22 protein-coding genes are annotated in these 24,290 nt (G+C 61.9%); 11 read left to right on the plus strand and 11 right to left on the minus strand.

Annotated features, from left to right (window positions below):
• Positions 1-11: 11 nt before the first annotated feature.
• From pstA to HX818_RS14530, 4 genes are all read right to left on the minus strand, one after another.
• On the minus strand, positions 12-1,682 hold the full coding sequence (gene pstA / locus HX818_RS14515; RefSeq protein WP_008439475.1) for a phosphate ABC transporter permease PstA: 1,671 nt from the start codon (positions 1,680-1,682) through the stop codon (positions 12-14).
• Between the two features lie 15 nt (positions 1,683-1,697).
• Positions 1,698-3,731 carry an ABC transporter permease subunit gene (locus HX818_RS14520; protein ID WP_174717804.1) on the minus strand — a complete coding sequence of 678 codons (2,034 nt, stop codon included), beginning with the start codon at positions 3,729-3,731 and terminating at the stop codon, positions 1,698-1,700.
• Between the two features lie 430 nt (positions 3,732-4,161).
• Complete coding sequence (locus HX818_RS14525; protein WP_003213401.1) at positions 4,162-5,151, minus strand: phosphate ABC transporter substrate-binding protein PstS; 990 nt, start codon at positions 5,149-5,151, stop codon at positions 4,162-4,164.
• A gap of 329 nt (positions 5,152-5,480) precedes the next feature.
• Positions 5,481-6,770 carry an MFS transporter gene (locus tag HX818_RS14530; protein ID WP_003213403.1) on the minus strand — a complete coding sequence of 430 codons (1,290 nt, stop codon included), beginning with the start codon at positions 6,768-6,770 and terminating at the stop codon, positions 5,481-5,483.
• A 457-nt stretch (positions 6,771-7,227) separates the two neighbouring features.
• Between HX818_RS14530 and HX818_RS14535 the strand changes: the two genes are divergently transcribed.
• Entirely contained in the window at positions 7,228-7,632 is a 405-nt protein-coding gene (locus HX818_RS14535; protein ID WP_003176975.1) for an acyl-CoA thioesterase, read from the plus strand.
• Positions 7,633-7,690: 58 nt separating this feature from the next.
• On the plus strand, positions 7,691-8,590 hold the full coding sequence (locus HX818_RS14540) for a D-hexose-6-phosphate mutarotase (RefSeq protein WP_177009044.1): 900 nt from the start codon (positions 7,691-7,693) through the stop codon (positions 8,588-8,590).
• A 120-nt stretch (positions 8,591-8,710) separates the two neighbouring features.
• Here HX818_RS14540 and HX818_RS14545 read toward each other — a convergent pair whose 3' ends face one another.
• From HX818_RS14545 to HX818_RS14565, 5 genes are all read right to left on the minus strand, one after another.
• The gene (locus HX818_RS14545; protein WP_023659290.1) at positions 8,711-9,244 is read right to left on the minus strand and encodes a DUF3299 domain-containing protein; all 534 of its coding nucleotides are present in this window, start codon (positions 9,242-9,244) and stop codon (positions 8,711-8,713) included.
• A 78-nt stretch (positions 9,245-9,322) separates the two neighbouring features.
• Positions 9,323-9,568 carry a GlsB/YeaQ/YmgE family stress response membrane protein gene (locus tag HX818_RS14550; RefSeq protein WP_003213408.1) on the minus strand — a complete coding sequence of 82 codons (246 nt, stop codon included), beginning with the start codon at positions 9,566-9,568 and terminating at the stop codon, positions 9,323-9,325.
• A gap of 103 nt (positions 9,569-9,671) precedes the next feature.
• Entirely contained in the window at positions 9,672-10,757 is a 1,086-nt protein-coding gene (locus HX818_RS14555; protein WP_017476761.1) for a 5-(carboxyamino)imidazole ribonucleotide synthase, read from the minus strand.
• 12 nt (positions 10,758-10,769) lie between these two features.
• Positions 10,770-11,261: a 5-(carboxyamino)imidazole ribonucleotide mutase gene (purE, locus tag HX818_RS14560; protein ID WP_003213411.1), complete on the minus strand. Its 492-nt coding sequence runs from the start codon at positions 11,259-11,261 to the stop codon at positions 10,770-10,772.
• Between the two features lie 332 nt (positions 11,262-11,593).
• Positions 11,594-12,502 carry a LysR substrate-binding domain-containing protein gene (locus tag HX818_RS14565; protein WP_003213413.1) on the minus strand — a complete coding sequence of 303 codons (909 nt, stop codon included), beginning with the start codon at positions 12,500-12,502 and terminating at the stop codon, positions 11,594-11,596.
• A gap of 181 nt (positions 12,503-12,683) precedes the next feature.
• Here HX818_RS14565 and aspA point away from each other — a divergent pair, with 181 nt between their 5' ends.
• The 6 genes from aspA to HX818_RS14595 all read left to right on the plus strand — a co-directional run bounded on the left by aspA (position 12,684) and on the right by HX818_RS14595 (position 20,327).
• Positions 12,684-14,108 (plus strand): aspartate ammonia-lyase, encoded by a 1,425-nt coding sequence (gene aspA / locus HX818_RS14570; RefSeq protein ID WP_003213415.1) that lies wholly within the window; start codon positions 12,684-12,686, stop codon positions 14,106-14,108.
• 392 nt (positions 14,109-14,500) lie between these two features.
• Complete coding sequence (locus tag HX818_RS14575; RefSeq protein ID WP_003213417.1) at positions 14,501-15,952, plus strand: sodium:alanine symporter family protein; 1,452 nt, start codon at positions 14,501-14,503, stop codon at positions 15,950-15,952.
• Positions 15,953-16,029: 77 nt separating this feature from the next.
• Complete coding sequence (locus tag HX818_RS14580; RefSeq protein ID WP_177020308.1) at positions 16,030-17,007, plus strand: asparaginase; 978 nt, start codon at positions 16,030-16,032, stop codon at positions 17,005-17,007.
• A gap of 50 nt (positions 17,008-17,057) precedes the next feature.
• On the plus strand, positions 17,058-18,050 hold the full coding sequence (locus tag HX818_RS14585) for an AraC family transcriptional regulator (RefSeq protein ID WP_102604046.1): 993 nt from the start codon (positions 17,058-17,060) through the stop codon (positions 18,048-18,050).
• Positions 18,051-18,204: 154 nt separating this feature from the next.
• Positions 18,205-19,239, plus strand: a complete 1,035-nt coding sequence (locus HX818_RS14590) for a histone deacetylase family protein (protein ID WP_008439485.1) — start codon at positions 18,205-18,207, stop codon at positions 19,237-19,239.
• The gene (locus HX818_RS14595) at positions 19,236-20,327 is read left to right on the plus strand and encodes a polyamine ABC transporter substrate-binding protein (protein ID WP_093203570.1); all 1,092 of its coding nucleotides are present in this window, start codon (positions 19,236-19,238) and stop codon (positions 20,325-20,327) included. The genes HX818_RS14590 and HX818_RS14595 overlap by 4 nt, the downstream gene beginning before the upstream one ends.
• 21 nt (positions 20,328-20,348) lie before the next feature.
• On the opposite strand, the gene HX818_RS14600 is transcribed toward HX818_RS14595, so the two are convergent.
• Positions 20,349-21,911 (minus strand): PLP-dependent aminotransferase family protein, encoded by a 1,563-nt coding sequence (locus HX818_RS14600; protein ID WP_177020309.1) that lies wholly within the window; start codon positions 21,909-21,911, stop codon positions 20,349-20,351.
• 90 nt (positions 21,912-22,001) lie between these two features.
• Here HX818_RS14600 and HX818_RS14605 point away from each other — a divergent pair, with 90 nt between their 5' ends.
• The 3 genes from HX818_RS14605 to HX818_RS14615 are packed head-to-tail and all read left to right on the plus strand — an operon-like array spanning position 22,002 to position 23,765.
• Positions 22,002-22,637 carry an FMN-binding negative transcriptional regulator gene (locus HX818_RS14605; RefSeq protein WP_177020310.1) on the plus strand — a complete coding sequence of 212 codons (636 nt, stop codon included), beginning with the start codon at positions 22,002-22,004 and terminating at the stop codon, positions 22,635-22,637.
• A complete protein-coding gene (locus HX818_RS14610) occupies positions 22,634-23,080 on the plus strand; it encodes a GNAT family N-acetyltransferase (protein ID WP_003213433.1) in 447 nt (148 codons plus the stop codon). The genes HX818_RS14605 and HX818_RS14610 overlap by 4 nt, the downstream gene beginning before the upstream one ends.
• Positions 23,081-23,093: 13 nt before the next feature.
• The gene (locus HX818_RS14615; protein ID WP_177020311.1) at positions 23,094-23,765 is read left to right on the plus strand and encodes a GNAT family N-acetyltransferase; all 672 of its coding nucleotides are present in this window, start codon (positions 23,094-23,096) and stop codon (positions 23,763-23,765) included.
• Positions 23,766-23,964: 199 nt separating this feature from the next.
• Here the strand turns inward: HX818_RS14615 and HX818_RS14620 are convergent, their stop codons facing one another.
• Positions 23,965-24,240, minus strand: a complete 276-nt coding sequence (locus HX818_RS14620; protein ID WP_177020312.1) for a transcriptional regulator — start codon at positions 24,238-24,240, stop codon at positions 23,965-23,967.
• Between the last annotated feature and the right edge of the window lie 50 nt (positions 24,241-24,290).

A 24,290-nucleotide genomic window follows, 5' to 3' on the forward strand; every position in this document is an offset into this window, starting at 1 on the left:
GTTCACTTCAATTAACTGTCCAGCGCTTTGTATTTTTCGCGCAGGTGGTTACGAATCCACACCGCCGACAAGTTGAGCGTGGCGATCACCAGCACCAGCAGCAAGGCGGTGGCGTACACCAGCGGCCGCGCGGCTTCGACGTTGGGGCTCTGGAAGCCGACGTCATAAATATGGAAGCCCAGGTGCATGATCTTCTGGTCCAGATGCAGGTACGGGTAGTTGCCGTCCACCGGCAGCGACGGCGCCAGTTTCACCACACCCACCAGCATCAGCGGCGCCACTTCACCCGCGGCGCGGGCCACGGCGAGGATCATGCCGGTCATCATCGCCGGGCTGGCCATCGGCAGCACGATCTTCCACAGCGTTTCCGCCTTGGTCGCGCCCAGTGCCAAAGAACCTTCACGTACGGTGCGAGGAATCCGCGCCAGGCCTTCTTCAGTGGCCACGATCACCACCGGCACTGCCAGCAGCGCCAGGGTCAGGGATGCCCAGAGCAGGCCAGGCGTACCGAAGGTCGGTGCCGGCAAGGCCTCGGCGAAGAACAGCCGGTCAACCGAGCCGCCCAGTACGTACACAAAGAAGCCAAGGCCGAACACGCCGTAAACGATGGCGGGTACACCGGCCAGGTTGTTCACCGCGATGCGGATGATCCGCGTCAGGGTGTTCTGCTTGGCGTATTCACGCAGGTACACCGCCGCCAGCACGCCGAACGGGGTCACGATCATCGCCATGATCAGGGTCATCATCACGGTGCCGAAGATCGCCGGGAAAATCCCGCCTTCGGTGTTGGCTTCCCGTGGATCGTCGCTGAGGAATTCCCAGACCTTGCTGAAGTAGAAACCAACCTTGGTCATGTAGCCCATGGCGTTCGGCTGGTAAGCGTGCACCACCTTGCCAATGCCGATTTCGATTTCTTTGCCGTTGGCATCGCGGGCGGTCAGGCTGTCGCGGTTGAACTGGGTATGCAGGTCGGCCAGGCGGGCTTCGATATCCTTGTAGCGGTTGTTCAGTTCGGCGCGGCCGCTGTCCATGTCGGCCTGGGCGGTGGCGTCCAGCTTGCCTTCCAGCTCCAGTTTGCGACCGTGCAGACGGATGCGTTCGAGGCCGGCGTTGATGGCGCCGATGTCAGACTTCTCGAGGGTCTTGAGCTGGGCCGCGAGCTTGTTGACGCGGTCCACGCGGGCTTGCAGTTCCGGCCAGGCCGCCTCGCCTTCGGCGATCACCTTGCCGTCCTGCTTGACGTTGACCAGGGTGCCGTAGAAGTTGCCCCACTCACGACGCTCGATGGCCATCAACTCGACCGGCTTGGTCTGGTTGGTCAGCCACTCGCCGACGATCCAGGTGAAGTCATTGCCGTTCAAGTCACGGTTGCCGACCTTGATCAGCTCGCGGGTCATGAACTCCGGGCCTTGGTCCGGCACCGGCAAGCCAGCGCTTTTCAGGCGCTCGCGGGGCACTTCTTCTTTCTGCACCACTTCGCCGACGACGATGTGATTTTCCTGGCCCGGCACGTTGTAGTTGGCCTGGATCAGGTCGGCCGGCCAGAAGTGGCCCAGGCCACGCACGGCAATCACGGCCAGCAAACCAATGGTCATGATGACCGCGATGGACACCGCGCCACCGCTGATCCAGACGCCCGGGGCGCCGCTCTTGAACCATCCATTCAGGGAGTTCTGTTTCACAGACTTCTACCTTTCTTAAAGCGACGAGTATTTCTTGCGCAGACGCTGACGAATCAGCTCGGCGAGGGTGTTCATGATGAAGGTGAACAGCAGCAGCACCAGCGCCGAGAGGAACAGCACGCGGTAGTGGCTGCCGCCGACTTCCGATTCGGGCATTTCTACCGCGACGTTGGCTGCCAGGGTGCGCAGGCCTTCAAACAGGTTCATCTCCATCACCGGCGTGTTGCCGGTGGCCATCAGCACGATCATGGTTTCACCGACCGCGCGGCCCATGCCGATCATCAGCGCCGAGAAGATGCCCGGGCTGGCGGTCAGGATCACGACGCGGGTCATGGTCTGCCATGGCGTGGCGCCCAGGGCCAGGGAGCCCAGGGTCAGGCCGCGCGGCACGCTGAACACGGCGTCTTCGGCGATGGAGTAGATGTTCGGGATCACCGCGAAACCCATGGCCAGGCCGACTACCAGGGCGTTGCGCTGGTCGTAGGTGATGCCCAGGTCGTGGGAGATCCACATGCGCATGTCGCCGCCGAAGAACCAGGTTTCCAGGTACGGGCTCATGTACAACGAGAGCCAGCCCACAAACAGGATGACCGGGATCAGGATCGCGCTTTCCCAGCCATCCGGGACCCGCAGGCGGATCGACTCAGGCAGGCGGCTGAAGACGAAGCCGGCCACCAGGATGCCGATCGGCAGCAGCATCAGCAGGCTGAAAATCCCCGGCAAATGCCCTTCGACATACGGCGCCAGGAACAGGCCGGCGAAGAAGCCGAGGATCACCGTCGGCATCGCTTCCATCAATTCGATCACCGGCTTGACCTTGCGGCGCAGGCTCGGGGCCATGAAGTAAGCGGTGTAGATCGCAGCGGCAACGGCCAGTGGTGCGGCCAGCAGCATGGCGTAGAACGCGGCCTTCAGGGTACCGAAGGTCAGGGGCGCCAGGCTCATCTTGGGTTCGAAATCGGTGTTGGCGGCGGTCGATTGCCAGACGTATTTAGGTTCGTCGTAGTTTTCGTACCAGACCTTGCTCCACAGCGCGCTCCAGGAAACTTCAGGGTGCGGGTTGTCCAGCAGCAGCGGTTGCAGCTTGCCGCCGGCCTCGACGATCACCCGGTTGGCCCGTGGCGACATGCCGAAGATACCGTTGCCGTCGACCACCTGGTCCACCAGCAACGTACGGTGGGCAGTGCTGTGGAACACACCGAACTTGCCGGAAGCGTCGAGGGCGGTGAAGCCTTTGCGACGTTCTTCAGCAGTGATTTCAACGATAGGCGCGGTGCCCATCTGGAAGGTACGGATCTGCTTCAGGCGTTGTTCGCCGTCCGGGTCGCGGGCCATGAACCACTGCGCCAGGCCACCGCTGGAGTTACCGATGATCAGCGAGATGCCGCCCACCAGCTGGGTGCTGGCCGTGACTTGCGCCACGCCGTCTTCCAATAATTTATAGCGACCGTTGAGGCTGTTGTCCCGCAGGCTGAAAACGTCGGCCTGGGCGCGACCGTTGATCACGTACAGCCACTGCTGGCGCGGATCAACGAAGATGGCTTTGACCGGCTCGGTCATTTGCGGCAGTTCGATGCGCTTCTGCTCGGTGGTGACTTCCTCGGTCATCATGTTTTCTTCACGGCTGATGGACAGCACGTTCAGATGGGCACCACTGGAACCGGCCACCACCAGCGTCGAGTCGGTCGCGTTCAAGGCGACATGCTCAAGGGAGCGGCCCTGTTCGTCGAGGACGATCGGTGTTTCGCCGTAAGGGTATTCGACGGCGGGCGAGATGGTCTTCTTGCCGTCCGGGTACGACACTTTATAGGTGTGACGGAAAACCAGGGACTGGCCGTTGGACAGGCCGAGGATCACCAGCGGGCTGCCGGGCTGGTCTTCACCAATGGAGGCGACTGTCACGCCCGCAGGCAACGGCAGGTCAACGCGCTTGAGTTCGGCACCCGTGTCAACGTTGAAGAACAGCGCCTGGCCCTTGTCGGAAACCCGCATGGCGACCTGGTTCTGTTCTTCCATGGAGATCATCAGCGGCTTGCCGGCGTCCTGCAGCCAGGCAGGCGCGAGGGCCTCTTCCTTGGTCAGGTTGGCGCCGTGGAACAGCGGCGCGACCACGTAGGCGAGGAAGAAGAAGATCAAGGTGATCGCGCCCAGGACGGCGAGGCCGCCAATCAGCACGTACCAGCGGGTCAGGCGATCCTTGAGCGCGCGGATGCGGCGCTTGCGTTGCAGCTCAGGCGTATTGAAATCAATGCGCTTGGGGGGAGAAGTCGTCGTCATGGTGGAATTGGCCAGATCATTCATGCGCACACCCTAGCGATCCTGTATGACAGAAAGATGACAATGCAGTGACGCAAGAAATCCGCCGCGTAGCAGGGCTGGCAGCGGATTAAAAAATGGGAGGCGAGGTCCAGGTCTTACAAACCCCGCCCGGGCCTTGAACCGTGGGTAAACCGCGGTTCAAGGCAGGTTTACCGGCGGCTTATTTGCCACCTTCTTTCAGGCCCAGGTCAGCCAGTGCCTTGGCGGCAACTTTGGCTGGCAGCGGGATGTAGCCGTCTTTCACTACCACTTCCTGGCCCTGTTTGGACAGAACCAGCTTCACGAACTCGGCTTCCAGCGGGGCCAGAGGCTTGTTCGGGGCTTTGTTGACGTAGACGTAGAGGAAGCGCGACAGCGGGTATTTGCCGTTCAGGGCATTTTCTTCGCTGTCTTCGATGAAGTCAGTGCTGCCTTTCTTGGCCAGGGCCACGGTTTTCACGCTGGCGGTTTTGTAACCGATGCCCGAGTAACCGATGCCGTTCAGCGAGGAGCTGATGGACTGCACAACCGACGCCGAACCAGGTTGTTCGTTCACGTTAGGCTTGTAGTCGCCTTTGCACAGGGCTTCTTCCTTGAAGTAGCCGTAGGTGCCGGATACCGAGTTGCGACCGAACAGTTGCACTGGCTTGTTGGCCAGGTCGCCGGTCACGCCCAGGTCGCCCCAGGTCTTGACGTCAGCCTTGGCGCCGCACAGACGAGTCGAGGAGAAGATCGCGTCGACTTGCTCCATGGTCAGGTGCTGGATCGGGTTGTCCTTGTGCACGAACACGGCCAGGGCATCCACGGCAACCGGGATCGCGGTTGGCTTGTAGCCGTACTTCTGCTCGAAGGCAGCCAGTTCGGTGTCCTTCATCTTGCGGCTCATCGGGCCCAGGTTGGAGGTGCCTTCAGTCAGTGCAGGAGGTGCAGTGGCGGAGCCGGCGGCCTGAATCTGGATGTTGACGTTCGGGTATTCCTTTTTGTAACCCTCAGCCCACAGGGTCATCAGGTTTGCCAGGGTATCGGAACCAACGCTGGACAGGTTGCCCGACACACCAGTGGTCTTCACGTAAGCCGGAATCGCCGGGTCAACACCAGCGGCTACCGCGTTAGCGGTCGCAACGCCAGCAGCGACAAAAGTCATTGCCGCCATCAAACGTTTCAGTTTCATGCCTTGCTCCTAGCAGATAGGGATAGTTGGATCGGGGCCAAGTATCGGTAGGCCGTGTGAACACTCTATGTCTGGAATATGACAATTAGATGAAAGGCCAGCATTTATGAAAAAACTGACAGGAAGGAGAAACGCCAATAAATCCGGGGCTTGCGAGGAGGTTGGAGCGATTTCGTGGAAACAATCTGTAATCGTTGTAAGGCAAAATCTGTGGCGAGGGAGCTTGCTCCCGTTGGGTCGCGTAGCGGCCCCCAGAATGGAACTGCTGCGCAGTTCAACGGGAGCAAGCTCCCTCGCCACAAGGTTGTCCGGCAGTTTTCAAAAACGTGTCAGCGCCCGCGCTTCCACAGGTACCCACCCACCGCCATCCCCATCACGCACAGGGCAGCCACGTAGTAAGCAGGGCCCATCGGGCTCTCCTTCATCAGCAGCGACACCGCTAACGGCGTCAGGCCACCGAATACGGCGTAGGCGACGTTGTAGGAGAACGACAAACCGCTGAAACGCACCACCGGCGGGAACGCTTTCACCATGACATAGGGCACCACGCCAATGGTGCCTACAAACAGGCCGGTCAAGGCGTACAGCGGGAACAGCCAGTCCGGGTGAGCCATCAGGCTGTGATAGAGCGTCCAGGACGTTGCCAGCAACAAGGCACAACCGATGATCAGCACGCGCCCGGCACCAAAACGGTCGGCCAGGGCGCCGGAAGCGATACACCCCAGGCTCAGGGTGACGATGGCCAGGCTATTGGCCTGCAGCGCCACCGTTGGGCTGAAGTGGTAGATCGTTTGCAGCACGGTCGGCGTCATCAGGATAACCACGACCACACCGGCCGACAGCAGCCAGGTCAACAGCATCGACAGTACGATGGCGCCACGATGGTCACGCAACACCGCGCGCAACGGCAGCTCGGCCGCCAGGGTCTTGCGCTGCTGCATCTCGGCGAAGATCGGGGTTTCGTGCAGCCAGCGACGCAGGTACACCGACAACAGGCCGAATACACCCCCCAGCAGGAACGGAATGCGCCAGGCGTAATCCGACACCTGTTCCGGGCTGTAGAGCGTGTTGATGGCGGTGGCCACCAGCGAACCCAACAGAATGCCGGCCGTCAGGCCGCTGGTCAGGGTGCCGCAGGCATAACCGATGTGACGGGGCGGCACGTGCTCGGACACGAACACCCACGCGCCCGGCACTTCACCGCCAATCGCCGCGCCCTGGATCACGCGCATCAGCAGCAACAGGATCGGCGCCCACAGGCCGATCTGCGCGTAGGTCGGCAGCAGGCCCATGATCAGGGTCGGCACGGCCATCATGAAGATGCTCAGGGTGAACATCTTCTTGCGCCCCAGCAGGTCGCCGAAGTGCGCCATGATGATCCCGCCCAGCGGCCGCGCCAGGTAGCCGGCGGCGAAGATGCCGAAGGTCTGCATCATGCGCAGCCATTCGGGCATGTCCGCCGGGAAGAACAGCTTCCCGACTACCGTCGCAAAAAATACGAAGATGATGAAGTCGTAGAACTCCAGCGCCCCGCCCAAGGCAGACAGCGACAGGGTTTTGTAGTCGTTGCGGGTCAGCGGGCGCGAAGGTTGCGCACTGCTTGCGGGCACGGAGGACATGGCAAGGCTTCTCTTATAGTAGTCAGGACGGCAAGCCCGGGACTTGCGGCAGGCTTGGCAAGATAGCAAATCGCTTGAAAAAGCACAGCGTTGAGCCGTTAACAGTTCAGATCCGCGAAATATTTCCGTAGCAGACGTGCAATTAATATGAGCAGGAGCACAGTTGCCGGAAAAAGCCGCGATACAGCGCCTATTTACCGACCAAATGAGCGTCGGGAGGTCGTCGTGGCGCCGACGGCTCGATATACTCGGCCCTTGCAAGCGCCAGACCCGCATCCTTGAGGGGCTGCTGTGCCAAAACGCCGTTGGTTATACACCAGCCGATTTGGCAGAGTTTCCCTTTAGTACGCCTTACGAGAAACGCATCGAGCGGTGTATGTTGGTGCTGAAACGTTTTTCCAGAAGACGGCTATCCACTTGAAATACCCATAAAGCGTCACGGGTCAGAGGCACCGGCATGATCGAACTCGAACAAGAAGATCCTATCCCGCAAGGCGATCTCGCCCTGCAAATCACCGCACTCCCGCGTGAAACCAACGGTTTCGGCGACATCTTCGGCGGCTGGCTGGTCGCGCAGATGGACCTGGCCGGCACCGCCATGGCGAGCAAGGTTGCCGGTGGCCGCGTAGCCACCGTGGCGATTGATCGCATGGCATTCCTGGTGCCCGTGGCCGTCGGCGCACAGTTGTCCTTCTACACCCAAGCCCTGGAAATCGGCCGCAGCTCGATCCAGATGATGGTCGAAGTGTGGAGCGACGACCCGCTGTCCAGCGAATGGCGCAAAGTCACCGAGGCGGTGTTTGTGTTCGTTGCCATCGATGGCAGCGGCCGCACCCGCTCGGTTCCGTCGCGGGCGCGTTAAACATCGCGACGTTTTGACGGTCCATTGCCCCATTGTCTGCCATTGAGAGCGCGCGCCTATGTCTACGCCCAACGTTGAAACCGTAAAACTGGATGAGCTGAACGCTTGGCGCATCCGCCACAACGGCGCCGAATTGGTGGTGGCCCAGCAAGGCGCGCACATCGTGAGTTACCAGCGCACCGGCGAGAAGCCGCTGATCTGGCCCAACGATCAGGTGCTGTTCAAGAAAGGCAAAGGCATTCGTACCGGCGTGCCGGTGTGCTGGCCGTGGTTTGGCGTATTCGACCGCAACCCGCAGAGCGTCAAGGCCATGTACCAGGGCGCCGAGCCGGCCGGTGCCCATGGTTTCGTGCGGACCGCTGACTGGACGTTGGCTGGCGTTGAGGCAGAAGGCACAGCGCTGAGGGTTGAGCTGGAACTGCCAGTGCCTGAAGGTGGCTTCCCGGGTTGGCCGCATCAGGTTGACCTGAAGATGAGCATCCTGCTGGATGATCAACTGCACATCCGCCTGACCAGCCACAACCACGGCGCCGAGACCGTCAGCCTCAGCCAGGCGCTGCACAGCTATTTTGCGGTCAGCGATGTACGCAACGTGCAGGTCGACGGCCTGGACGGGCGGGACTATATCGATACCGCCGACGGCTGGACCCCAAAGCAGCAATCCGGGCTGCTGCACTTCACCGCCGAGACCGACCGCATCTACCTCGACACCCCGGCTCAGCTGAACATTGTCGATAAAGACTGGCAGCGCCGCGTTCAGCTCACCAGCACAGGCTCGCGCTCGACGGTGATCTGGAACCCGTGGACTGAACGTGCCAAGGCTTTCAGCGACATGGCCGACGACGGCTGGCAGGGCATGTTGTGCATCGAGACCGCGAATGTGCTGGACGATGTGGTGACGCTGGCGCCAGGTGAAAGCCATACCCTGGGCGTGAGCATCAGCGGTATCGCCCTGTAACCCCAATCAAAAATGTGGGAGCGGGCTTGCTCGCGAATGCGGTGTTCCAGTTAGTGCATGTGCTGACTGACACACCGCATTCGCGAGCAAGCCCGCTCCCACATTAGGTTCTGCATCAGATCAGAGATCCGATTCCTTGACCGCCCGCACCTTCCCCGCATCCAACGCATACGCCGCATCGGCCAGATCATTGTTGACCTTCTCCACCTTCAGCGTGCCCGTCACCCACAGCGGCGTGTAGATGTCATCCAGCTTCAAGCCCTTGGGATAACGCACCAGCACCAACTGGTTGGGCGGCGGTGGCGGCACGTGGATGCAGGCGCCCGGATAAGGCACCAGGAAGAACAGCGTGCTGCGGCCCTTGGCGTCGGTTTCCAGCGGCACGGGATAGCCGCCAATGCGAATATTCTTGCCGTTCATGGCAGCCACCGTCTTGGTGGAATACATAACCGCCGGCAAACCCTTGCTCTGCTTCAGGCCACCCTTTGCGGTGAACGTGCCTTGGGCTTCCGGGGAGTTGTGGTCGATTTCCGGCATTTCTTCGAGGGCTTTCTGGTCCGACTTGGGCATCAGTTCCAGCCAGTCGGTTTCCGGCAGTTCGCCAGCGTGGGCCAACCCGGTGCATAGAAGAAGGGATAACAGGAGACGGCGCATGGAGAGGCTCGGCAAGGATTACAGTGCCGGCATTCTAGCCCTCTGCGCCTGCGCAGCGCAGAGGGCCTGGTCGCTAAATTACTTCTTTTTCAGCAGACCGTAGATCACCAGCAGCACCACGGCACCCACCAGCGCACCAATGAAGCCTGCGCCCTGGCCCGCCTGATAGATGCCCAGTGCCTGACCACCATAAGTCGCAACCAGCGAACCGGCGATACCCAGCAGGATGGTCATGATCCAGCCCATGCTGTCGTCGCCTGGCTTCAGGAAACGCGCCAGCAGGCCGACGATCAAACCGATAAAGATGGTCCCAATGATACCCATGGCATTTCCCTCTGATTGAAGTGAATTCAGTCAAAGCCTAGTCAGACTTTGGCTTCCTGCAATCAGAGGGTGGCGGGTACCAATGGTTCCGCCCGGCCTTGGGTTATTGCTCGGCGATCAGCGCTTCGACCTTGAGGATCTGCGCTTGCAGCGTCGCGCGATCCTTGCAGCGCAGGTTGGCGTGGCCGACCTTGCGCCCGGCCTTGAACGCCTTGCCGTAGTGATGCAGATGGCAGTCATCAATCGCGATCACGCGATCAACCGGCGGCACCACGCCGATGAAGTTGAGCATGGCGCTCTCGCCGACTTTTGCCGTGGAGCCCAATGGCAAGCCCGCTACCGCCCGCAGGTGGTTTTCGAACTGGCTGCACTCGGCACCTTCGGTGGTCCAGTGCCCGGAGTTGTGCACGCGCGGGGCGATTTCGTTGGCCTTGAGGCCACCGTCGACTTCAAAGAACTCGAACGCCATCACGCCGACGTAATCCAGTTGCTTCAGCACACGGCTCGAATAATCTTCGGCCAGGGCTTGCAGCGGGTGATCGGTGCTGGCCACGGACAGCTTAAGGATGCCGCTGTCGTGGGTGTTGTGCACCAGCGGGTAGAAACGCGTTTCGCCATCGCGGGCACGCACGGCAATCAGCGAGACTTCACCGGTGAACGGCACGAAGCCTTCCAGCAGGCAGGCGACGCTGCCCAGTTCAGCGAAGGTACCGACCACGTCGGCGGCGGTGCGCAGGACTTTCTGGCCCTTGCCGTCGTAACCCAGGGTGCGGGTCTTCAACACGGCCGGCAGGCCGATGGAGGCGACTGCGGCGTCCAGGTCAGCCTGGGACTGGATGTCGGCGAAAGCCGGTGTCGGGATGCCCAGGTCCTTGAACATGCTCTTCTCGAACCAGCGGTCACGCGCGATGCGCAAGGCTTCGGCGCTCGGGTATACCGGCACGAACTGCGACAGGAAGGCCACGGTTTCAGCCGGGACGCTTTCAAACTCGAAGGTCACCAGGTCGACTTCATCGGCCAGTTGGCGCAGGTGATCCGGGTCGCTGTAGTCCGCACGCAGGTGTTCACCCAGGGCAGCTGCACAGGCATCTGGTGCCGGATCCAGGAAAGCGAAGTTCATCCCCAGCGGCGTACCCGCCAGGGCCAGCATGCGGCCCAGTTGGCCGCCACCGATTACACCGATTTTCATCAATCAACCACCTCAGGCAATGCGTGGGTCTGGATTGTCCAGGACGCTGTCTGTCTGCTCAGCACGGAATTTTTTCAGCGCCGCGTGGAACTGCGGGTGCTTGGCGCCGAGGATGCTGGCGGACAACAAGGCAGCGTTGATCGCGCCGGCCTTGCCGATCGCCAGGGTGGCCACCGGAATACCGGCGGGCATCTGCACGATGGACAACAGCGAATCCACGCCCGAGAGCATCGACGACTGCACCGGTACGCCCAGCACTGGCAGGTGAGTCTTGGCTGCACACATGCCTGGCAGGTGAGCTGCGCCGCCGGCACCGGCGATGATTACCTCGATGCCACGGGATTCTGCTTCATCGGCATACTGGAACAGCAAATCCGGAGTGCGGTGGGCGGAAACCACCTTCACTTCGTAGGGAATGCCGAGTTTTTCCAGCATATCGGCGGTGTGGCTAAGGGTGGACCAATCGGACTTGGAGCCCATGATCACGCCAACCAATGCACTCATCGTCGTGCCTCTTCTCTCTGGGCGCCCGCAGGCGCGTCAAAAAACAACAAGCCACGCGGGAAATCCAGCGTGGCTTGTTGTACGAATTAAGGCCGGTTGGACCGGCCGAAGGCCGCGCAGTATACCGTAATAACGCAGATAAACAGCCCCTGGAATGACCATCTGTCTTACACCTCAAACAGGCGGTTTTATTGACTTCCAGGTCAGCGAACACACCAGAAAACTAATGTGGGAGCGGGCTTGCTCGCGAATGCGGTGGATCAGCCACAGATGGGTTGACTGACACTACGCTTTCGCGAGCAAGCCCGCTCCCACATTTGATCTGTGTGGGCTCAGGTATTCTGCGCCGCGCCGCCTTCCAGCTTGCGCCACAACAACCGCACGTTCGCCTTGCGCACCAACGCACAGCGATACAACCGGATCTCCAGCGGCACATGCCATTGCGGGCCGCCGCATACCACCAGCTCACCCCGGGCCAGCTCGGCGCGCACGCTCAACTGCGGCACCCAGGCAATGCCCAAGCCCTCAAGGGCCATGCTTTTCAGGCTGTCGGCCATGGCGGTTTCGTAAATCGTGGTAAAGCGCAGCGCCCGCTGGCGCAGCAGCAGGTTTACCGAGCGCCCCAAGAAAGCTCCGGCGCTGTAGGCCAGCAGCGGCACGCTGCCCTCGCCTTCCAGGTCGAACAGCGGCTTGCCGTCGGCATCGGCGGCGCACACCGGCAGCATCTCGGTGTTGCCCAGGTGCAGCGACGGGAAGATCTCCGGGTCCATCTGCATCGCCGCATCCGGGTCGTAGAACGCCAGCATCAAATCGCAGCCGCCTTCGCGCAGCGCATGCACGGCGTCGCCCACGTTGGTGGCGACCAACCGCGTGGCAATGTTCAGCCCTTCGTTGCGCAACTGCGCGATCCAGCGCGGGAAGAAACCCAGGGCCAGGGAGTGCGCCGCCGCCACTTGCATGACTTCGCCCTGCCCACCTTCCAGGTGATGCAGGTGGCGCAGCACCTCGCCGAGTTGCTCGACCACGGTCCGCGCGGTGACCAGGAACAACTGCCCCGCCGCCGTCAGTTCGACCGGCGTGCGCGAGCGATTGACCAGGGTCAGCCCCAGCGCCGCCTCCAGGCTGCGGATGCGCCGACTGAACGCCGGCTGGGTGACGAAGCGCCGCTCAGCCGCCTGGGAGAAGCTGCGGGTGGCAGCCAGGGCGCTAAAGTCTTCCAGCCATTTGCTTTCAAGGTTCATCACATCCTCCCGGGGCGCGCACCATTTTGGCACACACGTCCGTCATGGTAACGGGGTCACACCGACATTATGCCGTTTATGCATAGGCCAGTGTTTAACAGCATTGGCCCAAAATCTCCTGCAAGCCTAGCATTCACAGCGTTCCGGCCTAGCCCGGGTCCATATCGAGATGATTTCCGTCATGTCCTCCGCTGCATCTTTCCGCACAGAAAAAGACCTGCTTGGCGTACTCGAAGTACCCGCTCAAGCGTATTACGGCATCCAGACCCTGCGAGCGGTGAACAACTTCCGTCTCTCGGGCGTTCCGATTTCGCATTACCCGAAATTGGTGGTCGGCCTGGCAATGGTCAAGCAGGCAGCTGCTGACGCCAACCGCGAGCTGGGCCAACTCAGCGAAGCCAAGCACGCTGCCATCAGCGAAGCCTGTGCCCGTCTGATCCGCGGCGATTTCCACGAAGAGTTCGTGGTGGACATGATTCAAGGCGGCGCTGGCACTTCAACCAACATGAATGCCAACGAAGTCATCGCCAACATCGCGCTGGAGGCCATGGGCCACAGCAAGGGCGAATACCAATACCTGCACCCCAACAACGACGTGAACATGGCGCAGTCGACCAACGACGCGTACCCGACCGCGATCCGCCTGGGTCTGCTGCTGGGCCACGACGCGCTGTTGGCCAGCCTCGACAGCCTGATCCAGGCGTTCGCTGCCAAGGGTGAAGAATTCAGCCACGTCCTGAAAATGGGCCGTACCCAGCTGCAAGACGCCGTGCCGATGACCCTCGGCCAGGAATTCCGTGCCTTCGCCACCACCCTCGGTGAAGACCTGGCCCGCCTGAAGACCCTGGCGCCTGAGCTGCTGACCGAAGTGAACCTGGGCGGCACCGCCATCGGTACCGGCATCAACGCCGACCCGCGTTACCAGGCCCTGGCCGTCCAGCGCCTGGCGACCATCAGCGGCCAGCCGCTGGTACCGGCTGCCGACCTGATCGAAGCCACCTCCGACATGGGCGCTTTCGTGCTGTTCTCCGGCATGCTCAAGCGTACCGCGGTGAAGCTGTCGAAGATCTGCAACGACCTGCGCCTGCTGTCCAGCGGCCCGCGCACCGGCATCAACGAAATCAACCTGCCGGCGCGTCAGCCAGGCAGCTCGATCATGCCCGGCAAGGTCAACCCGGTGATCCCGGAAGCCGTGAACCAGGTGGCGTTCCAAATCATCGGTAACGATTTGGCGCTGACCATCGCGGCCGAAGGCGGCCAGCTGCAACTGAACGTGATGGAGCCGCTGATCGCCTACAAGATCTTCGACTCGATCCGCCTGCTGCAACGCGCCATGGACATGCTGCGCGAGCACTGCATCGTCGGCATCACTGCCAACGAAGCCCGCTGCCGCGAGCTGGTGGAACACTCCATCGGCCTGGTCACCGCGCTGAACCCGTACATCGGCTATGAAAACGCCACCCGCATCGCCCGTATCGCCCTTGAAAGCGGCCGCGGCGTGCTGGAACTGGTGCGCGAAGAAGGCTTGCTCGACGACGCCATGCTCGACGACATCCTGCGCCCCGAAAACATGATTGCCCCACGCTTGGTACCTCTGAAGGCCTAAGCGTTTGTTGCACCGCTCACCAGGTTGAGGGACTAGACACCTCTCACCTTTTGAGGGCCTGAAGGCTCGTTCTTCAGGCCCTTTTTTTTGCCTCAAGGTTGTGAAATGACGCCAATAAAAACTCCAAGATCGCCCAACAAACCCGCCTTGCCCGTAACGCCTTGGCTGAAACCTTTAATCGCCTCGTGCAGACGGATCACCCACTCCTAGGTATAGTGCCGCCCCTCTTCGCGTCAGCGGTCGTCGGTAACGAGACCCTGGGAAGCGCGAAACCGCATGAATAACAACACCCGCAAAAGGATTGGGGTCGAAGCGTCGTGCACTGCCTGGTGCCGAGCGATGCGTCGGACCGTCCTGCGTTTGCCATTAGAAAAATCAGCGAGGAACACTCCATGCTAGAAGTCATCAACGACTTCCTCTCAGGGAAAGTATTGATCGTGCTCATTGTCGGGCTCGGTGGTTACTTCACGATCCGCTCGCGTTTCGTTCAGTTGCGTCACTTTTTCCACATGTTTTCGGTGTTTCGCGACAGCCTGAAAAGCAGCGCCGGCCAGCTCAGTTCGTTCCAGGCGCTGATGCTCAGCCTCGCCGGGCGCGTGGGTGCCGGCAACATCGCAGGCGTCGGCATTGCCGTGACCCTGGGTGGTCCGGGCGCCGTATTCTGGATGTGGGTCACCGCACTGGTGGGCATGTCTTCGAGCTTTATCGAGTGCTCCCTCGGCCAACTGTACAAACGCACCGACGCTGAAGGCACCTACCGTGGTGGCCCGGCGTATTACATCCAGCACGGCCTGCACAAACGCTGGCTGGGCATGGTGATGGCGTTCCTGCTGCTGGTGACTTTCGGCTTCGCCTTCAATGGCCTGCAAGCCCACGCCGTCACCCACTCGCTGAACAACGCATTTGGCCTCGACACCACCTACACCGGCCTGGCCCTGGCGGTGCTGCTGGGCCTGGTGTTCATCGGCGGGATCAAGCGTATCGCCTCGATCGCCGACCTGCTGGTGCCGGTCAAGACCCTGGTCTACATCGCGGTGACCCTGTACGTGATCGTGCTGCAATTCGACCACGTGCCGGCCATGCTCGCGACCATCGTCAAGAGCGCTTTCGGCCTCGACCAGGCCTTCGGTGGCCTGGTGGGCAGCGCGATCATCATGGGTGTGAAACGCGGCGTGTTCGCCAACGAAGCCGGCCTGGGCAGTGCGCCTAACGTGGCGGCAGTCGCCTCGGTTGAACACCCGATCGCCCAAGGCGTGGTTCAGGCGTTCAGCGTGTTCCTCGACACCTTCGTCATCTGCACCTGCACCGCGCTGCTGATCCTGCTCTCGGGCTTCTACACCCCGGGCTTTGAAGGCGACGGCATTGCCCTGACCCAGAACTCCCTGGCGGCGGTGGTGGGTGACTGGGGCCGGATGTTCATCTCGGTGGCCCTGGCGTTGTTCGTGTTCACCTCGATCATGTACAACTACTACCTCGGCGAGAGCAACCTGCGCTTCATCGTGGGCGACAACCGCAAGGTGCTGATGGGCTACCGTGCGCTGGTGCTGGTGCTGATTTTCTGGGGTTCCATCGAGAACCTGAGCACCGTGTTTGCCTTCGCCGACATCACCATGACCATGCTGGCGTTCGTCAACCTGTTCGCCCTGGCGTTCCTGTTCAAGATCGCCATGCGCATCCTGAATGACTACGACGGCCAGCGTGCTGCGGGCATCAAGACCCCGGTGTTTGATTCCAGCAAGTTCCCGGACCTGGACCTGGACCGCAAGGCCTGGCCGGCGAATCCGGTGAAGCCTGAGCCAGCCGCTCAAGCGACCGCAGAACTGAACGCTCAAGCGCAACGCTAAACCTAGATAGATGACACGCCGCCCGGCCTTGGGCATGCTCTGGGCCCGGCGGCGTTTTTCGTTCAGGAGATTCTTCAATGCAACCAGCCAACAACGTCATGGTGCTCTACACCGGCGGCACCATCGGCATGCAGGCCAGCGCCAACGGCCTGGCCCCCGCTTCGGGGTTTGAAGCGCGCATGAGCGAAGCCCTCGCCCAACTGAATATGCCAGCCTGGCGCTTTCGGGAAATGTCCCCGCTGATCGACAGTGCGAACATGACCCCCGCCTATTGGCAGCGCCTGCGCGCCGCCGTGATTGAGGCGGTGGACGAGGGTTGCGACGCCGTACTGGTGCTGCACGGCACCGACACCCTGGCCTACAGCGCCGCGGCCATGAGTTTCCAACTGCTGGGCCTGCCCGCGCCGGTGCTGTTTACCGGCTCGATGCTGCCGGCCGGTGTGCCCGACAGCGATGCCTGGGAAAACGTCAGCGGCGCGCTGGCAGCCCTGGGCGCTGGCCTGGCGCCGGGCGTGCAACTGTACTTCCACGGCGCACTGATGGCCCCGACCCGTTGCGCGAAGATCCGCAGTTTTGGTCGCCATCCGTTTGCCGCATTGCAGCGTAACGGCGGCGTCGCCAAGGCGGACATGATTCCGGCGGCGCTGCATTACCGCCAGCCCAAGGCGCTGGCCAATGTGGGTGTGCTGCCACTGGTGCCGGGCATCGCCGCCGCGCAATTGGACGCGTTGATCGACAGCGGCATCCAGGCGCTGGTGCTGGAATGCTTCGGCAGCGGCACCGGGCCGAGCGACAACCCACAGTTCCTCGCCAGCCTGCAGCGCGCGCAGGATAACGGCGTGGTCGTGGTGGCAATCACCCAATGCCATGAAGGCGGTGTGGAGCTGGACGTGTACGAGGCCGGCAGCCGCTTGCGGGGCGTCGGGGTGTTGTCAGGTGGCGGGATGACCCGTGAAGCCGCGTTCGGCAAGCTCAATGCGTTGATCGGCGCCGGGCTGGACACCGCCGAAGTCCGCCGCCTGGTCGAACTCGACCTGTGCGGCGAACTGAGCTGACCGGCATATAACTTGCTCCTCTTCCAGCCATCCCCTGGCTGGAAGCACCCATGTTGCACTCCCACCTCACCACCCTCAATGCCGTCTCGTTGGTGCTCAATACCTTCAAGGCCGAAGGCCAACCCGCCGAGGCCTTGCTGGCCGGCAGCGGTATTTGCGCGGCGGACTTGAGCCGCGCCGACACCCGCATCACCACCAACCAGGAGATGCGCGTGTGCGCCAACGCCGTGGCCCTGCGCCGGGATATCGGCCTGGAGCTGGGCCGGCAAATGCACGTTTCTTCCTATGGCATGCTCGGTTACGCACTGCTCACCAGTGCCACCTTCGGTGACGCTTTGCGCCTGGCGCTGCGGTATCCGGCGCTGCTGGGAACACTTTTCGAGCTGGACCTTGAGGAAGACGGCACGCGCATCTGGTTCAGCGCCGCGGATTACCGGGAAAATCCGGCGCTGGAAATGTTCAACGTCGAACTCTGCCTGGCCTCGTTGAAGGTGATCTGCGACGACCTGCTGGGGCATGCCCTGCCGCTGCTGGGGGCGCGCTTTGAACACGACGCCCCGGATTACCGCGCACGGTACGCCGAAATCTTTGCCTGCCCGCTGCAATTCGGCGCCATCGCCAACGCGTTTGCCTTCGACCGAAGCTGGCTGGACCAGCCCCTGCCATTAGCCGACGCCGTCACCCACCAGGCCATGGCTGAGCGCTGCCGCAAGCAAAACACCGAGTTCACCGGGCGCCAGGCCTGGCTGGGCAAGATTCGCCACCTGCTCGCCAGCCAACTCAGCGCCGCGCCGGGCCTCGACGGCCTGGCCGAGCAGATGAACTGCTCCCCGCGCACGCTACGCCGGCACCTGCATGACTTGGGCTGCAGCTATCAGGAGTTGCTGGACGAGCTACGCTTCGAGCGGGCCAAGCGATTGCTGGGCGAGGATGAGCTGCCCATTTACCGAATTGCCGAGGCGCTGGGCTTCAGCGAAACCGCGAGTTTCCGTCACGCCTTTGTCCGCTGGAGCGGCGTCGCACCCAGCCAGTTCCGCCCCTGAAGCCACTTGCTGGGGCACGGCCGCGCCATTTTGGGGCGAATTGCGGTCACACACTTTGGCCATATTTATCCCCTTTTGGCCGCTCCTGCCATTCTCATTAATCCCACCCGCCGCAAGACTGGACTCACCGATTCAGCCTGCGGAGAACAACAATATGCTGACGATCTACTCGGACGATCACCACCTGCACCATGGCCGGTGCGAGTTGATGGACGGGCAACTGATGCCCTGTTTTGAAATGCCCTCGCGCGCCGACCATGTGTTGCAACGGGTCAAGGACCGCGAACTGGGCCCGGTGCAAGCGCCTGAGGATTTTGGCCTGGCGCCGCTGCAACGTATTCACAGCCCCGCGTACCTGGACTTCTTCAAAGGCGCCTGGCAACGCTGGACGGCATTTGGCCAGGACGGAGACTTGCTGCCCTACACCTGGCCCGCACGCACCTTGCGCCGGGTCATCCCCACCAGCCTGCACGGCCAGCTCGGCTATTACAGTTTCGATGGCGGCGCGCCGATCACCGCCGGTACCTGGCAAGCGGCCTACAGCGCGGCGCAAGTTGCACTCACCGCGCAACAGGCGATCCAGCAAGGCGCCCGCAGTGCCTTCGCCCTGTGCCGTCCGCCCGGGCACCACGCCGCCAGCGACTTGATGGGCGGATATTGCTACCTCAACAACGCGGCGATCGCAGCCCAGGCGTTTCTCGACCAAGGCCACACAAAGGTGGCCATCCTCGACGTGGACTACCACCACGGCAACGGTACCCAGTCGATTTTCTACGAGCGCGACGATGTGCTGTTCACCTCGATCCACGGCCATCCGGAGGCGGAATTTCCGTTCTTCCTGGGCTACGCCGACGAGTTGGGCGAAGGCGCCGGTGAGGGTTTCAACTTCAACTATCCGTTGCCCGCAGGTTCTGGCTGGGACCGCTGGAGCGCCGCGCTGGAGCAGGCCTGCGGGGATATCGAGCGCTACGGCGCCGACATCATCGTGGTCTCGCTGGGCGTCGACACCTTCAAGGACGACCCGATCTCCCAGTTCAAGCTCGACAGCCCCGACTACCTGGCGATGGGTGCGCGAATCGCCCGCCTCGGCAAACCGACGCTGTTTGTGATGGAAGGCGGCTACGCCGTGGAAGAAATCGGCATCAATGCCGTCAACGTTCTCGAAGGTTTTGAGGGATTCGCCCAATGAACATGCTCAAGCATCTCGTCCTCTGCGCCGCCGTGCTGAGCGGGGCCGCGCACGCCGAAGAAAGAACCCTGCGGGTCTACAACTGGTTCGACTACATCACGCCCAAGGCCCTGGAAGATTTCAAGGCGCAGAACCCCAGCGTCAAGCTGGTCTACGACATCTTCGACACCAACGAAGCCCTGGAGGCCAAGCTGCTGACCGGCAACTCCGGCTATGACGTGGTGGTGCCGTCCAACGTGTTCCTGGCCAAGCAGATCGAAGCCTCGGTGTTCCAGCCGCTGGACCGCAGCAAACTGCCCAACTGGAACCACCTCGATCCCAAGTTGATGAAGCTGATCGAGGCCAACGACCCCGGCAATAAATTCGCCGTGCCCTACATGTACGGCACCATCCTGATCGGCTTCAACCCGGACAAGGTCAAGGCCGCGCTGGGGGCCAACGCCCCCGTGGACAGCTGGGACCTGATCTTCAACGTCGAGAACATCAGCAAGCTCAAGCAATGCGGCGTGGCGCTGCTGGATTCGCCGTCGGAAATCCTGCCCCTGGCCTTGCAACACCTGGGCCTGGACCCCAACAGCAGCAACCCGGCGGACTATGTCAAAGCCGAAGCATTGCTGATGAAGATCCGCCCGTACATCACCTATTTCCACTCGTCCAAGTACATGGCTGACATTGCCAACGGCGACATCTGCGTGGCGGTCGGCTATTCCGGCAGCTTCTCCCAGGCCGCCAACCGCGCCAAGGAAGCCAAGAACGGTGTGACCGTGGACATGCGGCTACCCAAAGAAGGCGCGCCGATCTGGTTCGACATGCTCGCGATCCCCAAAGGCGCCAAGGACCCGGAAGACGCCTACGCCTTTATCAACTACCTGCTGCAACCGGGCGTGATCGCGCCGATCAGCGATTTTGTCGGTTACCCCAACCCCAACAAGGACGCCACCGGGTTGGTGGATCCGGCGATTCGCAACAATCCCAACCTGTACCCGACCGAGGCGGCCATGGCCACGCTGTATACCCTCAAGCCCCTGGGACGTGACGCCGAACGTGCCAGGACCCGCGCCTGGACCAAGATCAAGTCCGGCACCTGATCGGTTGCCGCCGGTTGCGCCTCAGTGCGCAACCGGCGCGCGCCAAACCTGGCCCAAGCGCTTCAACGCCTGGCTGATCTGCGCCTCGGGCACGGCAGCAAACCCCAATACCAATCCGGCACGCTGATCCTGCGGCGTGAGTGACTCCGGCAGCCAATAGCTGCTCAAGCCATTGACCTCCACACCCACTGCCGCCGCCTGTTGGATCAGCGCCTGTTCCCGCGCCAGGCTGTCGACCCGCACGGTCAGGTGCAGCCCGGCCGCCACCGACGGCAGGCGGCCAACACCTTCAACGCCGGCGGGCCATTCGGCCAATAGCGCATTGAGCCGGCTCTGCGCGGCGCGGCGCATGCGGCGTACATGACGCTGGAAATGCCCGGTCGCCATGAACTCCGCCATCACCGCCTGGTTGCTGACTTCCGAGTGGCGCACATCCACCGCGCGGCGCCGGGCAAAGGCCTGGACCAGGCCGGCCGGCAACACCAGGTAGCCCAGGCGCAGCGCCGGAAAGGCCACCTTGCCGAAAGTCCCGACATACAGCACCCGCCCCGTGCGATCGAGGGCCGCCAGTGGCGCCAGGGGCGCGCCGCTGTAGCGGTACTCACCGTCGTAGTCATCCTCGACGATCCAGCCGCCCGTACGCTCGGCCCAGGCCAGCAGTTCCAGGCGCCGGGCCAGGCTCATCACCACGCCGGTGGGGTATTGATGGGACGGGGTGACGTAGGCCAGGCGGCAACCGCCGAGGCGGTTCAAGGCAGCGCAGTCGATGCCCTCGCTGTCCACCGTCACGCCATGCAATTGGCCACCCGCCACCGCGAACGCATGGCCTGCTGCCCGATACCCCGGATTCTCGATGGCAACCTCATCGCCGGGCTCCACCAGCAGCTGTGCACAAAGGCTGATTGCCTGCTGCGCGCCACTGGTGATCACTATTTGCTCAGCCGTGCACTGCATGCCGCGAGAACTGCGTAGATAGGCCGCAATCAATCCACGCAGGCGCGCGTCGCCCGCCGGGTCGCCGTAACACAACTGCTGCAAGTCCGGCTTGCGCCAGAAAGCCGCATTCAGCTTGGCCCACACGTCAAACGGGAACAGATCGAAAGCCGGTACGCCCACCCTGAAAGCCCTCGGCGGACCACTGGGCGGAAGCGCCAAATGGTTGTTTTCCACCCGCGCCAGCGCACCGCTGTGGATAACTTGACTGGACGAAAACACAGGTAAATCCGGGCGCTTTGTGGATAAACCTGGGGATAAGCCTGTTGATAACCCTGTGGACACTTTTGTGGATAGTTTTTTTGCGGGCGTCGACGTCTGCGGCAATTGCGCCACATAGGTGCCATCACCCACGCGGCCTTCGATAAATCCTTCGGCATACAGTTGGTCGTAAGCGCGAACCACACTGTTGCGCGAGATCGATAGTGCCGCCGCCAGGTCACGGCTGGCGGGGAGCCGGGTGCCACTGACTAACCGGCCATCCAATACTCGCTGGCGCAGCGCCTGATAGAGCTGGCGGGTGAGTCCCTGGCGTCGGTCCAACTCGATACCCGCCGGGTTGAACGAGAGCGGTGGTTCTAACGCAGGCATGGAATTGGACCTATAAAATTGACTATAGATGGCTCTTACAACGAACCAATAGCCTGCCTAGGATGCAGGCATTCGCCAAGGAAAATCTTCATGTACACACCACGCGCCTTTGCCCTCGATGACTTGCCCGAAATCCAGCAACTGATCCAGCACACGCGCCTGGCGCAACTGGTGACCTTGGGCGAACAAGGCCTGCAAGCCAGCCATTTGCCGCTGCTGCTCAACCCGGATGAAGGGCCCAACGGCACCCTTTACGGGCACATGGCCAAAGCCAATCGCCAATGGCAGGACCTGCAAAATGGCGGCGAGGCCCTGGTGATTTTTGCCGGCGCCGAGGCCTACGTCAGTCCGTCGTTCTACCCGGCCAAGGCCGAACACGGCAAAGTGGTGCCGACCTGGAATTACATCGCGGTACACGCCTACGGCACCGGCGAAGTGTTCACCGACGCCGAGCGCCTGCTCGAACTGGTCAGCGCCCTCACCGACCGCCATGAAGGCAATCGCGCCCAACCCTGGAAAGTCAGCGACGCCCCGGCCGACTACATCGACGGCATGCTCAAGGCCATTGTCGGCTTTGCCCTGCCGATCCAGCGCCTGGAAGGCAAACGCAAACTCAGCCAGAACCGCAGCCCGGCGGACATCGCCGGTGTTCGCGACGGCCTGGCCGCCAGCACCGACGTACGCGACCAGACCCTCGCCCGCTTTATTCCCAAGGAGCCATCATGAGCCAGATCGAAATCCGCCAGGTCAGCGCCGCCGACCACGCCGCTTGGTTGCCCCTGTGGCAAGCCTACCTGCGCTTCTACAACACCGAGCTGCCCGACGCCGTCAGCCAGAACACCTGGCAACGCTTGATCGACGCCAATGAGCCGACCCACTCGGCCCTGGCCTGGCAGGACGGCAAGGCCGTAGGCATGGTCAATTTCATCTACCACCGTTCCAACTGGAGCATCGAGAACTCTTGCTACCTGCAGGATTTGCTGGTAGATCCGGCCCAGCGCGGCACCGGCGTCGGCCGCAAGCTGATCGAATTCGTCTACGCCACCGCCAAGGCCGACGGTTGCTGCAAGGTCCACTGGCTGACCCACGAGACCAACGCCACCGCCATCCAGCTGTACGAACGCATCGCCGAACGCCCCGGCTTTATCCAGTTTCGCAAAGGTCTTTAAGGAGAAGCACAGCATGACGACATCATTGGCCGACTGGAAAGGTGTCCCGGCGCCCACCGTCACCCTTATCGAAGGGCGCTTCGTGCGCCTGGAAAAACTCGACCCCGCCCGCCACGGCGATGACCTGTTCAACGCCCTGCAAGGCCCCGGCGCGGATCCGAAGCTGTGGGACTATTTGCCTTACGGCCCATTCCCCGAGCGCGCCGCCTTCGATGCCTGGCTGAACAACCACGCGTCCCACAGCGACCCGTACTTCTTCAGTGTGATCGACAAGGCCAGCGGCGAGGTGCAAGGCATCCTCAGCCTGATGTCCATCGTGCCCGAGCAAGGCCGTATTGAAATCGGCCACGTGACCTTCGGCGCCCCGATGCAACGTTCACCGAAAAGCACCGAGGCGGTGTACCTGCTGGCCAGGCACTCGTTTGAGCTGGGCAATCGTCGCCTGGAGTGGAAGTGCAACAACGCCAACGCCCGCTCCAAAAACGCCGCCGAGCGTTTGGGTTTCAGTTTTGAAGGGGTGTTTCGCCAGCACACGGTAGTGAAGGGAAAGAACCGGGATACGGCGTGGTATTCGATCCTGGATGGGGAATGGCCGGCGATTGGGGCCGGGTTTGAAGCGTGGCTGTCGGATGCAAACCAGACCGGTTCGGGACAGTTGAAAACACTGGTGGAGTGCCGTACCTAAGCCACCCTGCCACCCCCTGACAAATGTGGGAGCGGGCTTGCTCGCGAAAGCGGCGTATCAGTCACAAATGTATCAACTGACCCACCGTCATCGCGGGCAAGCCCGGCTCCCACATTGTATCTTCAGCGTATCCGGGCCTTGTGCTCAGCCGAGGCGAATAGGCGAGCATCTATATCAAACACCACGCCATCGCCTTTTCCTACAAGCTTCTGCGAACCTTCACCACTCCCATCTTCAACCCAAACGGCCTGAACACTGCGTTCAACGACTTCAGCGTCTGATTGCCCTCGCCATGTTCGATATGCACCAGCGTGCGTACGGAGATTTTGCACATCTTGGCAAACTGGCTCTGATGCAGCCTAGTGACTTCCGTTCGCAGCCGGCGTACCGCCTCGGCTATTTCCAGCGTTCCCTCGGCCAATGCATCCTGAATGCTTTCGATCAACCGGGTTCGTTCTTCAACCGTCAGGCTCATTTCAATCCCCGTCACCTCCTCGCCATCATTCTGTAAAAAACCTCCGCTAT

The sequence above is a fragment of the Pseudomonas sp. F9001 genome (assembly GCF_013385435.1).
In the GTDB taxonomy this organism is placed as follows: domain Bacteria; phylum Pseudomonadota; class Gammaproteobacteria; order Pseudomonadales; family Pseudomonadaceae; genus Aquipseudomonas.